This is a genomic window from Amycolatopsis sp. NPDC045836 (assembly GCF_056431745.1).
On record NZ_JBWKKF010000002.1, the window covers coordinates 435,577 to 450,038 of the forward strand.

At 72.2% G+C, this 14,462-nt stretch carries 15 protein-coding genes; 3 read left to right on the forward strand and 12 right to left on the reverse strand.

The window, feature by feature from the left end; translation table 11 throughout:
- Positions 1-120 precede the first annotated feature (120 nt).
- From AC07EG_RS04900 to dacB, 8 genes are all read right to left on the reverse strand, one after another.
- Positions 121-900 (reverse strand): ESX secretion-associated protein EspG, encoded by a 780-nt coding sequence (locus AC07EG_RS04900; protein WP_478251767.1) that lies wholly within the window; start codon positions 898-900, stop codon positions 121-123.
- A 59-nt stretch (positions 901-959) separates the two neighbouring features.
- Positions 960-1,760, reverse strand: coding sequence for an ESX secretion-associated protein EspG (locus tag AC07EG_RS04905; RefSeq protein ID WP_478251673.1), 801 nt, complete (start codon positions 1,758-1,760; stop codon positions 960-962).
- The gene (locus tag AC07EG_RS04910; protein WP_478251674.1) at positions 1,760-3,073 is read right to left on the reverse strand and encodes a hypothetical protein; all 1,314 of its coding nucleotides are present in this window, start codon (positions 3,071-3,073) and stop codon (positions 1,760-1,762) included. The genes AC07EG_RS04905 and AC07EG_RS04910 overlap by 1 nt, the downstream gene beginning before the upstream one ends.
- 20 nt (positions 3,074-3,093) lie before the next feature.
- Positions 3,094-3,462, reverse strand: a complete 369-nt coding sequence (locus AC07EG_RS04915) for a hypothetical protein (protein ID WP_478251675.1) — start codon at positions 3,460-3,462, stop codon at positions 3,094-3,096.
- Between the two features lie 132 nt (positions 3,463-3,594).
- Complete coding sequence (gene hpt, locus AC07EG_RS04920; RefSeq protein WP_478251676.1) at positions 3,595-4,143, reverse strand: hypoxanthine phosphoribosyltransferase; 549 nt, start codon at positions 4,141-4,143, stop codon at positions 3,595-3,597.
- A gap of 11 nt (positions 4,144-4,154) precedes the next feature.
- A complete protein-coding gene (gene tilS, locus AC07EG_RS04925) occupies positions 4,155-5,138 on the reverse strand; it encodes a tRNA lysidine(34) synthetase TilS (protein WP_478251677.1) in 984 nt (327 codons plus the stop codon).
- Positions 5,135-6,190: a zinc-dependent metalloprotease gene (locus AC07EG_RS04930; RefSeq protein ID WP_478251678.1), complete on the reverse strand. Its 1,056-nt coding sequence runs from the start codon at positions 6,188-6,190 to the stop codon at positions 5,135-5,137. Before AC07EG_RS04930 ends, tilS begins: the two co-directional genes overlap by 4 nt.
- 16 nt (positions 6,191-6,206) lie before the next feature.
- On the reverse strand, positions 6,207-7,718 hold the full coding sequence (gene dacB / locus AC07EG_RS04935; protein ID WP_478251679.1) for a D-alanyl-D-alanine carboxypeptidase/D-alanyl-D-alanine endopeptidase: 1,512 nt from the start codon (positions 7,716-7,718) through the stop codon (positions 6,207-6,209).
- Positions 7,719-7,775: 57 nt separating this feature from the next.
- Here dacB and AC07EG_RS04940 point away from each other — a divergent pair, with 57 nt between their 5' ends.
- Entirely contained in the window at positions 7,776-8,546 is a 771-nt protein-coding gene (locus tag AC07EG_RS04940) for a hypothetical protein (protein ID WP_478251680.1), read from the forward strand.
- A 216-nt stretch (positions 8,547-8,762) separates the two neighbouring features.
- The gene (locus AC07EG_RS04945; protein ID WP_478251681.1) at positions 8,763-9,278 is read left to right on the forward strand and encodes an inorganic diphosphatase; all 516 of its coding nucleotides are present in this window, start codon (positions 8,763-8,765) and stop codon (positions 9,276-9,278) included.
- A 50-nt stretch (positions 9,279-9,328) separates the two neighbouring features.
- On the opposite strand, the gene AC07EG_RS04950 is transcribed toward AC07EG_RS04945, so the two are convergent.
- Both AC07EG_RS04950 and AC07EG_RS04955 read right to left on the reverse strand, forming a co-directional pair.
- Positions 9,329-10,984 (reverse strand): MDR family MFS transporter, encoded by a 1,656-nt coding sequence (locus AC07EG_RS04950; protein ID WP_478251682.1) that lies wholly within the window; start codon positions 10,982-10,984, stop codon positions 9,329-9,331.
- Between the two features lie 120 nt (positions 10,985-11,104).
- Positions 11,105-11,881: a hypothetical protein gene (locus AC07EG_RS04955; RefSeq protein WP_478251683.1), complete on the reverse strand. Its 777-nt coding sequence runs from the start codon at positions 11,879-11,881 to the stop codon at positions 11,105-11,107.
- Between the two features lie 88 nt (positions 11,882-11,969).
- Here AC07EG_RS04955 and AC07EG_RS04960 point away from each other — a divergent pair, with 88 nt between their 5' ends.
- Positions 11,970-12,290, forward strand: coding sequence for an ArsR/SmtB family transcription factor (locus AC07EG_RS04960; protein WP_478251684.1), 321 nt, complete (start codon positions 11,970-11,972; stop codon positions 12,288-12,290).
- A 22-nt stretch (positions 12,291-12,312) separates the two neighbouring features.
- On the opposite strand, the gene AC07EG_RS04965 is transcribed toward AC07EG_RS04960, so the two are convergent.
- Both AC07EG_RS04965 and AC07EG_RS04970 read right to left on the reverse strand, forming a co-directional pair.
- Positions 12,313-13,581 (reverse strand): serine hydroxymethyltransferase, encoded by a 1,269-nt coding sequence (locus tag AC07EG_RS04965; protein ID WP_478251685.1) that lies wholly within the window; start codon positions 13,579-13,581, stop codon positions 12,313-12,315.
- Positions 13,582-13,698: 117 nt separating this feature from the next.
- Positions 13,699-14,268: a dihydrofolate reductase family protein gene (locus AC07EG_RS04970; protein WP_478251686.1), complete on the reverse strand. Its 570-nt coding sequence runs from the start codon at positions 14,266-14,268 to the stop codon at positions 13,699-13,701.
- Positions 14,269-14,462: the final 194 nt, after the last annotated feature.

Here is a 14,462-nt window from a genome sequence, read left to right on the forward strand (position 1 = left end):
ACGTTCTTGACAAGTTCAGCGGCGCACGGGGCTACGCGTCCCACCAGGGTACCGCCCACGTGGAACGGACACCCGTGCGAGCCTCCCGCAGGTCAACGGATGTCCGCCCGTCCGGGTTCCCTACCGGGCGCCCTCGAGGGTGGCCACCATCTCACCGAGGCGGCTGCGCAGCGTCTTCGGGTCGGCGGGGGCCACGGTCACCCATTCGCTCCCGTCGCGGCCGGGCCGGGACAGGCTGAGGTACCGGCCCGTCGAGGTGTCGAACCAGGCCAGCACCGGCGAGCGGCGGCGGGTGCCCAGCGAGTTCCGCGTGTTCGCGGCGAGCTGACCACCGCGGATGCGCGGCTGCCCGGACAGCAGGGCGTACGCCTCGCGCGGATCGCTCGGGCGGTCGGCCAGCGAAGCCCGGCGGCGCTCCTTGGGCGCCTCCTTCGAGGCACCCGAGAGCACCGGCCGCTTCGGCGCGGTGCGCACGGCCTCCTGCAGCGAGAGCGTGATGGACGCCTCGGTGCCGCGCGGGCCGGGCGGCAGCAGGTCGACCACCGAGGAGACCAGGCTCTCCGGATAGGCCTGCCGCAGCCAGATGCCGTCGTTGTCCTGCACCGCGACCACCGCGTCCCGGCCGTCGGAGGCGGCCAGCACCCCGACCGGCGGGGCCTGGAAGTCCGGCAGGTGCAGGGCGTCGATGCTGGTCGACGGGCGGGCCAGCAGGGTCAGCCAGTCCTCCACGTGCGGTTCGAGCCTGCCGTGCGCGTCCCGGATGCCGCGGGCCTTCAGCTCGGCGTTCGCCCGGTGCCGCAGCGCGATCCGCTCGTCCTCGCTCGCGCCGTGCGAGCGCACCCGCAGCGGGTACGGGAGTTCCCCGATGTTCATCGCCTCCCAGAGGAAGTCGAACGCCATCGGCGAGAAGAACTCCGGTGCGGGGGCCAACTTGCTTCCTCCTCGGGTTTTCCGGTGTTTCAGATGCGGGCGGCGCCGGCGTCGCTGGCGGCGCCCGCGAGCATCTCCCCGAGCCGGTTCCGCAGCGTGGCGGCGTCCGCCGGGGCGATGGTGATCCAGTCACGGCCGTCGCGGCCGCGGGTGGCCTGGGTGAAGTACCGGCCCGACTCGGTGTCGAACCAGCTCAGCACCGGGGTGCGCACCCGGCCGCCCATCCGGTTGCGGGCGTTGGCGCCGATCTGGCCACCCCGCAGCCGCGGCTGGGCGTGCAGCCGGGCCAGCGCCTTGCGGTCCTCGTCGGCGCTCGACCGGCCGTCGGCCCCGGCCGGGCCGCGGCGCTGCATGAAGTCCACCCCGGAACCGGAGATCAGCTGCTCCAGCGGCACGGTGATGGACTTCTCGCTGCCGCGCGGGGCGGGCGGCAGCAGTCCGACGACGGCGCTGGCCAGCCCGTCCGCCGGGGTCTGGTGCAGGTGCAGGCCGCGGTGGTCCTGCACGGCGAGCAGGCCCTGCCCGCCGAGCGCGGAGACCACCGCCAGGATCGGCTCGACGCCCGGGTTCGGGATGTGCACCGAATCCAGGCTCAGCTCCGGGCCGGCGAGCACGCCGAACCAGTCCTCGATGTGCGGCTCGGGGCGGCCGCGGTCGTCGGCCACCCCCCGCCGCACCAGGCCGGTCAGCACCTGCTGCCGGAGCGTGGCCCGCTCGTCCACGGTGTCACCGTGCGAGCGGGCCTTCAGCGGATACGGCAACTCGGCGCCGCCGTAGGACTCCCACAGGAAATCCAGCTCCAGCGGAGTCAGCAGCTCCGCCTGCGCCATTAACGGTCCTCGTCGTCGGTCCAAGCACCGATCACCGGCGGCGGCGTGGCCTCGTTCGCGCCGAACGCGTCGTCGGGGTCGGGCTCGATCAGGAACGAGGCGTGGGTGTGCTCCTCTTCCTCCTGCGCCTGGGCGCCGTGCGCCCCGCCCAGGCCGCCCATGCCCATCGGCGGCGGCGTGCCCTGCCCGCCGATCGTGCCGGAGGCCGAGACCAGGCCCGGGTTCTGCGGGGTCGCGCTGGCCGCGCTGTTCGGCTGGGCCTGCGCGGCGGCACCGGTCTCCGACGCGGCGGAGCGGGTGGCCCCGCTGCGGTTGCCGCTGCCCAGCGCGCGGCCACCGGCGAGCCCGGCGGCACCGCCGAGACCCGCGGCACCCAGTGCGGAGGCCGGGCTGCCCGCCGGCGCGGCGGGCGGCGGGGTCGGGGCGGCACCCACGCCGGTCCCCACCCCGGCGCCCTGGCCGGGCGCGACGTAACCGGCCTGCGTGGTGGCCGAGCTGACCGAGGCACCCGCAGCGGCGGACGAGCTGTTGCCCAGCCCGGTGGTCTCACCGCCGTACCCGCCGGCGCCGTACCCGCCGTACGGGCCGGTGACCGAGGCACCGCCGACCGAGGGCACCCCCGCGCCGATCCCGGTCAGGCCGAGGCCGGACGCGCCGGAGCCGGTGAACGGCTTGAGCCCGAGCGATTCCGGGCCGAAGCTCGGCGTGGTGCTGTCCACCTCGGACATCGCCTGGGTGTAGCGGTTGAAGAAGGCGACCTGCTGGGCCTTGACCTCGTTCGCGGCGTCCGACTGGGCCTTCATGTCGGCGACCATCGCGGCCGGGCCGCCCGCCAGCATGGCCTCGGTCTGCTTCTGCGGGTCGAACTGCTTCGGCGCCGGCATCTTCTTCACCTCGGCCGCCGCGGCGGCCTGCTGGGCGAGCCGGGTGGACATGGTGCTCGCCGCTTCCGAAGCGGTGGCGCTGGAGTTGGCGATGGCCACCAGCGTGCCCTGCGCGGCACCGGCGCCCTGCCCGACCCACGCCGCGCCCAGCTCGCTGATCGCGTTGTAGAGGTCGTTGGCCGCCTGGTTCAGCTCCTTGCTGTGCTGGGTCCAGACCTGGCTGGTGGCCTCGGCGGTGCCGGGGTCGTTGTTCACCGTGGCGCCGTCGTAGAGCTGCTGGCTCTCCTGAGCCTGCCAGTTCGGCGGATTGGTGATCGCGCGGTCGCTGCCGATGTCCGGGCCGTCGTTCCGGCCGCGGGCGCTCTCCACGATGTCGACGGTCGACGAGTTGTCCCCGAGTGGGACGTTCGACCCATCCTGCGGTGCCATGCTCGGTTACCCCCTGAGTCTCACGCGCGGCCGTTGAGCGCGTTGACGGTGTCGTGCTCGAAGTCCTGGTAGTGCTTCATCGCGGCGAGAATGCCCTGCTCGGCCTGCTCGTACTGGAAGAGCAGGTTCTTCAGCGCGGTGGCGTAGGAGTCCCCGCCGCCGTCCGCGCGCTGGGAAACCTTCGCGGCGATGGCCTGGCCGACCGGGTTCGCGCCGAGCTTCGGCGGCTCCGCCAGCGTGCCCGCCCCGCTGAGCAGCGCCTCGACGGCGTCCTTGCCCGTGCGGATCTTGTTCAGCACGGTCTGGGCCGCGTCGGGGTCGACCCCCACCTGGCCGGTGGCCGCGGCGTTGCGGAAGGCGGCGGCGTCCGCCAAGCTGCTGTTCCCCATCCTGCCTCTCCTCTGTCCCCAGGTCCGGGCCGCGTCCACGGCGCGGCGAGATCCGTCCTTCGCACAGGTTAACGCACCCGATGCGCACCTATGACGCGTTCTCCGGTGCCGCGGTTCCGGGTTTTCCGGCGGTCAGGAGGAGTAGACCTTGGGGTCCAGCGTGCCGATGTAGGGCAGGTCGCGGTACCGCTCGGCGTAGTCGAGGCCGTAGCCGACGACGAACTCGTTCGGGATGTCGAACCCGATGTACTTGACCGGCACGTCCACCTTCACCGCCTCCGGCTTGCGCAGCAGGGAGCACACCTGCAGCGAGGCCGGGTTGCGGCTGGCCAGGTTCTTCAGCAGCCAGGACAGGGTGAGCCCGGAGTCGACGATGTCCTCGACGATGAGCACCTCCCGCCCGGCGATGTCGCGGTCGAGGTCCTTGAGGATGCGCACCACACCCGACGACGAGGTCGCCGAGCCGTACGAGGAGACCGCCATGAACTCCAGCTGGGCGGGCACCGGCAGCGCGCGGGCGAAGTCGGTCATGAACATGACCGCCCCCTTGAGCACGCCGACCAGCAGCAGGTCGGTCCCGCCGGGCGGGTAGTCCGCGGCGACCTGCTCGGCCAGTTCGGTGATCTTGTCCTTGATCTGCTGCTCGGTGATGAGCACGGAGGCGAGGTCGCCTTCGTACACGGGGGTCCCCTTTAACTCTTGGTACGTCCGGGTGGGAGCACGGTCAGCCTGCCATGCGCCCTCCCGGCCACCAAGTCGCCGGGTAGCCAAACACCGCCCTGCCCCCGCCAGGCGCCCACCAGATCGTCGACCGACCGCAGGTGGGCGTCGGTGAGGTCGCGCACGCCGGCGTCGAGCAGCCACCGCCGCAACGCCCGGCGGCGCAGCGGGGCCGGCGCGGTGAGCAACGGCTCGATCTCCAGCACCGGGCCGTTGCGGGCGCCGAGGAGCACCTCGTCGGCGAGCTGGTCCAGCGCCTCGGAATCCTCCCGCAGCTGCTTCGCGGTCCTGGCCAGCGCGGCGGCGACCCCGCCGGACAGCACGTCCTCCAGCAGCGGCAGCACTTCGCGGCGCAGGCGGACGCGGGTGTACCGGGGATCGGCGTTGTGCGGGTCCGACCACGGTTCGACGCCCAGCGCCGCGCACGCCGCTTCGGTCGCCGACCGCGGCAGGTCCAGCAGCGGGCGGCCCCACGGCGGGTCGAGCGGGTGCATCCCGGACACCGACCGCGGCCCCGACCCGCGCCCCAGCCCCAACAACACGGTCTCGGCCTGGTCGTCGCGGGTGTGCCCGAGCAGCACCAGCGCGCCGGGCATGGCCCCGGCCAGCGCCGCGTACCTGGCCCTGCGCGCCGCCGCCTCCGGACCGCCCGGCCCGGTCACCTCCACCGGCAGCACGGTCGCCTCGTCCACGCCGAGCTCGCGCGCGGTCGCCGCCGCGTGCGCGGCCACCTCGGCGGACCCGGGTTGCAGCCGGTGGTCGACCACCAGCGCCCGCACCCGCAGGCCCATCCGGTGCCCGGTGTGCGCGGCGGCCTCGGCGAGCGCGAGCGAGTCGGCCCCGCCCGAGACGGCGACGCCGAGTTCACCGGAGGTCAGCGCCGAAGTCCGCAGCGGCTCGCCGAAGAACTCCCGCACCGCGCGGCGCACCCGCGCGACCGCGGGATCCGGCTTCACCGGCCCATGCGCCGGAGCCAGGCGTCGGGATCGGCGATCTCGGCCCGGGTGGGCAGCGTGTTCGGCGAGGTCCACACGGCGTTGAAGCCGTCCATCCCGGCCCTGGCCACCACGTGCCTGGTGAACGCGGCGCCCTCGGCGTACTGGCGGATCTTCGCGTCGATGCCGAGCAGGCTGCGCAGGAGCCGGTCGAGCAGGCCACCGCCCTTGCGGCGCTCGGTGAACCGGCTGCGGATGGTGGCCACGCTCGGCACCACGGCCGGGCCGACCGCGTCCATCACGTAGTCCGCGTGGCCTTCGAGCAGGGTGGACAGCGCCAGCAGCCGGTCGAACACCTCCCGCTGCCGCGGTGACTGGAACAGTTCGGCGAGGTTCCGCCGGTTCTTCACCTCTTTGATCGTGTCCGGCAGCTTGCCGAGCAGGTCACCGAGACCGTCGGCGTCGGCGAGGCCGCCGACCAGGCGTTCCACCTCGTCGGCGAAGTAGTCGCGCAACCAGGTGACCGCGGTGAACTGCAGCCGGTGGGTGCACTCGTGCAGGCAGACCCACATCCGGAAGTCGGTGGCGGGCACGTCCATCGCCCGCTGCGCGGCCACCACGTTCGGCGCGACCAGCAGCAGCTCGCCCTCCTGGCCGGGCCCGCCGAACGGGTCGTACTGGCCGAGCACGCGCGAGGCGAGGAACGAGAGCACCACCCCGGTCTGCACCCCCGCGCCCGCGGCGAGCACCGGCGCGAACGGGCCCTTTTCCCTGGCCAGCGCCTTGCTGGTGAGCGCGTCCAGGCCGCGGGCGGCGGACCGGACCCAGGCCGGGCGGTCGACCACCGCGGCGGGCAGCAGCGGCAACCCGCGGCCGAGCCCGGTCAGTTCGCGGACGTGCTCCTCGGCCACCACGGCCAGCTCGCGCAGCTCGGTGACCGCGGCTTCGGCTTCCTCACGCGGCACCACCGGTCCGCTGCGGACCAGGAAGGCGCCGGTGGCGGCGGCCAGCGACCAGTCGACGACCGAGCGGGTGCCTGCGGATTCCGGGGACTGCGGGGACTGGACGGTCATGCTTCGACGATACGGCTCATCGGCAACCACAACCGCGCAACTCGGCGACCACCGCGTCCAGCGCGCTGCGGGCGGCGTCGGACTCCGAACCCAGCGACATCAACGCGAACACCAGCAGGTGGCCGTCCTTGTCGAGGACCACCCCGGCCAGCGTGTTCACCCCGGACAGCGTGCCGGTCTTCGCCCGCACCCAGCCCTTGCCCGCCTCCTCCGGCCCGGAGGTGTACCGGCTGACCAGCCGTCCGCTGCTGCCGCCCGCCACCGACAGGTCGCCGAGCAGCGGCCGCAGCTTGGCCGTGCGCGGATCACCGCCGTCCGGGGCGGCGGCCACCGCGAGCACTTCGGCGAGCACCTTCGCCGGGATCCGGTTGTCCACCGAGAGGCCGCTGCCGTCGAACAGCTCCACGCCGTCGAGGGCGAAGCCGTTCTTCTCGAGCACCTCGATGGTCGCCTTGGCCCCGCCCTCGAACGACGGCTCCTGCCCGGTGGCGATGGCCGTCTGCCTGGCGAGCACGTCGCCCATGAGGTTGTCGGAGTGGTTGAGCACGTTGCTGATCAGTTCGGTGAGCGGCGCGGACTTGATCTCGCCGAGCACCTTCGCCCCTTCGGGGGCCTTCGCGTTGCCGCCCGCCGTGGCGCCGAGCTTGCTCGCGAACTTGTCGGCGAACGACTTCGCCGGATCGGCCACCCGCATCGACTTCTCGTCGGTGGCGCTGCTGCGGCCACCGTCGAGCATCACCGGCTCGACGGCCGCGGCGTAGGTGGACGGCACGTCCTCGGGTGCCCAGCCCGGTCCGATGCCGCCGCCCTGGAAGACGCCGAGGTCGAGCTGGACGGTTTCGATCTTGCCGCCGGTGGCCTCCTTGACCTGCTTGACCAGGTCGTCGAGGTGGGCGGAGCCGGGGTAGACGGAGTCCTTGCCCGCGGGCAGGGAGTTGATCGTCGGGTCACCGCCCGCGACCACGACGGCGGTGCTCGGGTCGGCGCCCTGCACCACCTTGGTGGAGATCTGGTGGCCGTGGTCCATCGCCAGCAAGGCGGCGGCGACCGTGAGCACCTTGGTGGTGGAGGCCGGGGTCAGCGGTTTGTCGGCGTCCTTCGCCCACAGCGCGGTGCCGGTGGCGGGGTCGATCACGCTGCCGCTGAGCGTGCCGAGCGCGGCGGCCCCGGACGCCTCCTTGAGCGCGGCCTCCACCCCGTCCGCCGTCGGGCTCGGCGCCGAGGTCCCCGGCGCCCGGAGCTGGCGGACCACCTGCTGCGCCGCGGGCGGTTCCCCCTTGGGCTTGTTGGGCGCCCACGGCAGCTCGAGCCGGTTGGCCACCGCGGGCTGCACCGCCGCGACCGCACCCCCGCCGAGCACCAGCAACACCACCAGCGCGGCGGCGATCCACGGCCACTTGCGCCGGCGCCCGGGTGCCTCCTCGGTGGGCGCCACGGGCGGTTCGTCGGCCCCGGTGGTCGCCGATGCCGGGTGCTGCTCCCCGGACGGCTCGATGCGCATCGGCTGCGCGTGCCCCGCGGCGGGCACCACGGGGATGACGGGCGGCTGCCCCTGTCGATTCGGTTGGTCGGGTGAGTCGCCCTGTTGGGGCTGGCCCTGCTGGTGCTCCTGGCCGGTCTGGCTCTGCTGGCTGGTCTGGCCCTGCTCGGACGACTGCCGGGCCTGGCCCTGATCCTGCTGCCCGAGGTGACCTTGCCCAGGCGACTGCCGGGGGCGGTCCTGCGGGTAGCCCGGCTGCGACGGCTGGCCCGGCTGCGACGGCTGGCCCGGCTGCCCGAATTGGCCCTGCTCGGACGACTGCCGGGCTTGGCCGGGCTGGCCCCGCTGCGCGGCTTGGCCTTGCTGCCCGGCTTGGCCCCGCTGCCCGGCTTGGCCTTGCTGCCCGGAGTGACCCCGCTGGCCGGAATGACCCTGCTGGCCGCCCTGGCCCTGCTGGCGGAGCTGATCCGCCGGGTAGCCCACCGGTGCCGCTTGGCGAACCGCCTGCCCCGGGTGCCCCTGTTGACCGCGGTGATCTTCCTGCTCCGGGTGGCCCTGTTGACCGCGGTGATCTTGCTGCTGCAGCGGACCCTGCTGGCCGCGGTGATCTTGCTGTTCCGGCGGGCTTTGCCGGTCGCGGGCGTCCTGCTGGTCACCGTGCGGCTGGTCCGCCCGGCCCTGCGGCCACGGCGCCGGTCCGCCGGTGCGCTGCTGGTCCGGCGCCTGCGGGCGGCGTACCCACACGGTGTCCGGCTCGGCGTCCTCCGGCGGTGCCTGCTCGTTCGCCGGCTGGAACAGGGAGCCCGGCTGCCGCACCGGCTGGGTGGCCCGCGGCTCGGCCCGCCGCACCCAGAGCGTGTCCTGTTCGGCCAGTGACCGGGTCCCGTCGTGGTCGTCCGAGGGCCACCCCGGCTCCTCGGGCCTGGTTTCGTCCGGCACGCACCCTCCTCCGGTGTCCCCCAGCTCACACCAAGAACCCATCGGTGCGGGTCCGTGGTCACGCGTGGTCCACACTAGTGGTGTCAAGCCAACGAACCGGTGAGCCGCCCGCCTTTGCTCGGGCTTGCCCAGACAAGATCAGCGAGGATCGGCGTGGAGTTCGACGTCACGATCGAAATCCCCAAAGGGGAGCGCAACAAGTACGAGGTGGACCACAAGACCGGGCGCATCAGGCTCGACCGGACCCTGTTCACCGCCACCCAGTACCCGGCCGACTACGGCTTCATCGACGACACCCTCGGCCAGGACGGCGACCCGCTGGACGTGCTCGTGCTGGTCCAGGAGCCGACCTTCCCCGGCTGCCTGATCCGCTGCCGCGCGATCGGCATGTTCCGGATGACCGACGAGAAGGGCCCGGACGACAAGGTGCTCGCGGTCCCGTCGGACGACCCGCGCCTGGAGCACCTGCGCGACATCCACCACCTGAACGAGTTCCACAAGCTGGAGATCGAGCACTTCTTCCAGGTGTACAAGGACCTCGAGCCGGCCAAGAGCGTGGAGGGCTCCTCCTGGGTCGGCCGCGTCGACGCCGAGGCCGAGATCCGGCGCTCCTACGAGCGCGAGAAGGACCACCTCGCCAAGCTCGAAGCCGAGGGCGGCGAGCACTGACGACGTGAAGAACGGGGCGCCACCGAGCGGGTGGCGCCCCGTTTTCGCGTTCAGTGGGCCAGCGCGGGCACCGGCTGTTCTTCGGCTTCCCGCCGCAGTTCCAGCGCCGACTTCTCGGCCAGCGGCGTCTCCCGCAGGAACCACAGCAGCGCGAACCCGGCGGCCACCACCACGCCGGCGACCAGGAACACCGTGCTCATCGCGCTGGAGAAGCCCTCCAGGATCGGCCGCGCCAGCACCGGGTCCAGTCCGCTGAGGAACGAGGTGTCGTTCAGGTCCAGCTGCCCGCCGGCCAGCCGGGCCGCGAACTCCGCGTTGGCCGGGTTCGCCAGCGCCGCCGCGTAGGCCGGTCCGGACATCGCCGAAGCCACCGCCGCCGCGATCCGGTCACCCACCGAGCCGAACAGGATGGACAGGAACACCGCGGTGCCCGCGGTCCCGCCGATCTGCCGGAAGAACGTGGTCGACGAGGTCGCCACCCCGAGGTCCGCCGGCTCGACGTCGTTCTGCGCGGCCAGCGTCAGCGTCTGGAACGCGCCGCCGAGGCCGAGCCCCATCAGGAACGCGATCGCCATCACGATCGCCAGCGGGGTGTCCACGCCGATCGTGCTGAACAGCAGCATCGCCGCGGTCATCAGCCCGAGGCCGAGCACGCCGAACACCTTGTACCGCCCGGTCGACGCCACGATCCGGCCCGACAGCAGGCTGGCCACCATGATCCCGGCGGTCAGCGGCAGCAGTTGCAACCCGGCTTCGGTGGGCGTCGCGCCCTTGACGATCTGCAGGTACAGCGGCAGCGACATCATCGCGCCGAACATGCCGGCGCCCTGCACGAAGGTGACCACCGAGCTGAGCGCGAACGCCGGTCGGCGGAACAACCGCAGCGGCAGCAGCGCCGCGTCGCCCATCCGCCGTTCGTTCAGCACGAACGCGACCAGCCCGGCCGCGCCGACCAGGTACATCAGCACCGAGGTCAGCGACCCCCAGCCCCATTCGCGCCCCTGCTCGGCGACGATCAGCAGCGGCACCAGGCCCACCGTCAGCGTGGCCGCGCCCGCGTAGTCGACCCGCTGCTCGACGCGGGTGTGCGGGATGTTCAGCACCTTGGTGACCACCACCAGCGCGAGCAGCGCCACCGGCACGTTGATCAGGAACACCCAGCGCCAGCCGGCCAGCCCGGCGAACGAGTCCAGTCCGGCGAAGGCGCCGCCGACCACCGGGCCCAGCACGCTGGAGATGCCGAACACCGCCATGAAGTAGCCCTGGTAGCGACCGCGTTCACGCGGTGCGGTGATGTCGGCGACGATGGCCAGCGCCAGCGACATCAGGCCACCGGCACCGAGGCCCTGGAAGGCGCGGAAGGCGGCGAGTTCGTACATCGAGCCCGCCATGCCGCTGGCCAGCGACCCGACCAGGAACAGCGAGATCGCGGTGAGGTACATCGGCTTGCGGCCGTAGAGGTCGGACAGCTTGCCGTAGAGCGGGGTGGAGATGGTCGCGGTGATCAGGTAGGCGGTGGTCGCCCACGCCTGCAGCGTCTGCCCGTGCAGTTCGTCGGCGATGGTCTTCATCGCCGAGGACACGATCGTCTGGTCGAGCGCGGCCAGGAACATGCCCATCATCAGCCCGGAGAGCACGGTGAGGATCTGCCGGTGCGACAGCCCTCCCCGTGTTCCCGGCTCGGTTGCTTCGGCGGTTTCGGCCATGTCTCGCTCCTCGGATCGTGCCCCCAGCGGGCCGCACTTGCTTGCATCACTCAACTAACTGACTGACGCAAGTATTCCGAAATCCCGTTGTAGCGTGCAACTAAATTTCTGTGCGCTGTGTCACCACGGTCGCCGCACCCGGTCCTCCGGCAGCGCCACCTGACCGGTGACAAAATGGCTCCACAGGCCGAAATTGAGTAGTTTGCCCGGTTTGGCGGAGCTTTCGGCGAAGCTGTGCGTGCGACCACCCTCGGTGATCGTCGCACCGAAGGACACCTGGAACCGGGTGGTCCCCACCCGGTCCTGCGGCGGCACGGTGGACGGGTTCGCCAGTTCGTCGGAACCCCAGCGGTAGTCGGCGCGGTACTCCCCCACGACCGGCTCGAAGGTGTTGTTCAGCACGAGCCCGGCCGCGGGAACGGTGATCAGCACACCACGCGTGCCGTTGTCGTACCGGGTGTTGAACACCGCGACGTCGGCGACGGCGGACGGGAAGATGTCGGCCCGGCCCGAGCCGACCCGGGAACCGGGCGGGCAGGCTGCCGGGCCGCCCGCCTCGAAGGTGGCCCGGTCGCAGGTCGGGAAGGCCTCCGGGTGGAACCGGATGGACTTGTCGAAGAGGAACACGAACTGGCGCATCGCGGCGGGCTTCTCGCCGCTGGCGGTGTGGCTGGTGCGGTCGTAGAAGATCTCGATGCCGTCGCGCGTGCCGCCGTCGCGGCGCACGGTGACCTCGAGGTCGTCGATGTTCTCCGGGCCCGCGACGTCCGGCTCGGCGATGGGTGCGGGCCCGCCGGGAGTCGGGTGCGGGAACCGCGGCGAAGCGGCTTCCGCGGGCAAAACCGCGGTCGCCGTGGTGAGGGTGGCGAGGACGAGCAACTCGATCGTGGATCGCATGGCGCCTCCTGGTTGTCTTTTCGAGACCACTCGAATAGACCAGGTCGGCGGTAGAGTCTTCGTGAACCATCGAAAAGAGGAGTCACGCGTGCCGCTCGGACGCTGGACGCCGCTCACCCACCCGGCGATCGACGAGGTGGAACTGGACGACGTGCTGCAAGCCCTCGCCGACCCGACCCGGCGCCGGATCGTGCGCATGCTGATCGACGAGGGGGACCGGGCGTGCGGCACGTTCGGGCTGAAGGTCGCGCCGTCGACGCTGAGCCACCACTTCCGGAGCCTGCGCAAGGCGGGGCTGATCCGGCAGGAGGACGTCGGCAGGCAGCGGATGAACACGCTGCGACTGGCCGAACTGGAGCAGCGCTTCCCCGGGCTGGTGGACCGGATCCTCGCCGCCGCGGCCGAATAGGCCACGACGGCGAGGGAGCGGATCAGGCGGAGTAACCCGGGATCGGGTAGTCGCTCAGGAACTCCCGGATCTCCGCCGCCACGGCGTCCACAGTGGACTGCTCATCGGCGGCCGCCGCGGTGACCGTGCGGTCGATCCACTCCGCGACCTTCACCTGGTGCTCCGGCCGCAACCCGCGCGTGGTGATCGCGCCGGTGCCCAGCCGGATGCCCGACGGGTCGAACGGCTTGCGCGGGTCGAACGGCACGGTGTTGTAGTTCAGCTCGATGCCCGCCCGGTCCAGCGCCTGCGCGGCCGGCTTGCCGCCGATCTGCTTGCCGGTCAGGTCGACCAGCAGCAGGTGGTTGTCGGTGCCGCCGGAGACCAGGTCGTAACCGCGCTCGAGGAGGGCCTCGGCGAGCGCCTTCGCGTTGGCCACGACGGCGTGCGCGTACTCGCCGAACTCCGGCTTCGACGCCTCCCCCAGCGCGACCGCGATGGCCGCGGTGGTGTGGTTGTGCGGCCCGCCCTGCAGGCCGGGGAACACCGCCTTGTCCACGGCCTTCGCGTGGTCGGCGTCGGACAGGATCATCGCGCCGCGCGGGCCGCGCAGCGTCTTGTGCGTGGTGGTGGTGATCACCTGGGCGTGCCCGGCGGGCGACGGGTGCGCACCACCGGCCACCAGGCCGGCGATGTGCGCGATGTCGGCCACCAGCACCGCGTCCACCTCGCGGGCGATCTCCGCGAACGCCGGGAAGTCGATGGTGCGCGGGATCGCCGTGCCACCGCAGAAGATCAGCTTCGGCCGGTGCTCGCGGGCCAGCTCGCGCACCTGGTCGAGGTCGACCCGGCCGGTGTCCTTGCGCACGCCGTAGCGCACCGCGTTGAACCACTTGCCGGTGGCGGACACGCCCCAGCCGTGGGTCAGGTGACCGCCGTCGGGCAGCGCCATGCCGAGCACGGTGTCGCCGGGCTGGGCGAAGGCGAGGTAGACGGCGAGGTTGGCCGGGGAACCGGAGTAGGGCTGCACGTTGGCGTGGTCCACGCCGAACAGCGCCTTCGCCCGCTCGATCGCCAGCGTCTCCACCGGGTCGACGAACTGCTGGCCCTCGTAGTAGCGCTTGCCCGCGTAACCCTCGGAGTACTTGTTGGTCAGCACGGTACCGGTGGCTTCCAGCACGGCTTGCGAAACGTAGTTCTCCGAGGCGATCAGCCGGATCTTCTCGTGCTGGCGGCGGGCTTCGTCCTCGACCAGGCCGGCGATCTGCGGATCGGCGGCGGTGAGCGAGGGCAGGGCGGGCTGGTGCGTCATGGTCACTCCAGACGGTGCACGGCCCGACCCAGGCGCGCGGTGCGGGGCCGTTGCGTTTCGCTTCCCGGTGGTGCTCCACCTCAAGGCGCCAGTCGCTGCTGCACCCCGAACTCTAGCTCAGCGGTGCGGGACCGGGCGGTAGACCAGTTCCTGGACGCGGCCGTCGAGCGTCCGGCTGTCGAGCAGCTCGAGGTCGAAGTCGGCGCCGCCGTGGAACACCGGATCCACCCCGGAGCGCGCGGTGATCACCGGGAAGACCGTCACCTGGAGGCGGTCGACCAGCCCGGCGGCCATCAGCGCCCGGTTCAGCGACAGGCTGCCGTGCGAGCGCAACGGCACCGACGACTCCTCCTTGAGCCGGGCGACGACCTCGACGGGATCGCCGCCCGCGATGGTCGCGTCCGGCCAGTCGAGCGGCTCGCGCAGCGTGTTGGACACGACCGTGGCGGGCAGGTCGCGCATCCGCTCGACCCAGGGGTCGAGGACCTCGGTGCCGGTGGACAGGATGCGCGCGTTCGACCGGAAGGTCGTGGCGCCGAACACCATCCGCTGCTCCTCGCCGTACAGCGCGAGGCGGCGGGCGAGCAGTTCGGGGCCCTGCTTGCCCCAGTAACCGCCCCAGCTCCCGGTGTTGGCGCCGAAGCCGTCGAGGCTGGTGAAGACGTCGAAGGTGTAGGTCGCGGTCATGGTGCCCTCCTCGGGTGTCCCTCACCCTGACCACGAACGACCACGGCCCCGTTCGACACCGCTACGGAAAAATCCCGGCACCGAGCGGGGAATCGCGCACCTGCACCTCGTTACCGTTTTCGTAGTTCCTGGTCAAGGAGCTGTGGTCGAGTCCATGATCCGGGGGGTGGTGTCACCGGGCCTGGCGGCATCGA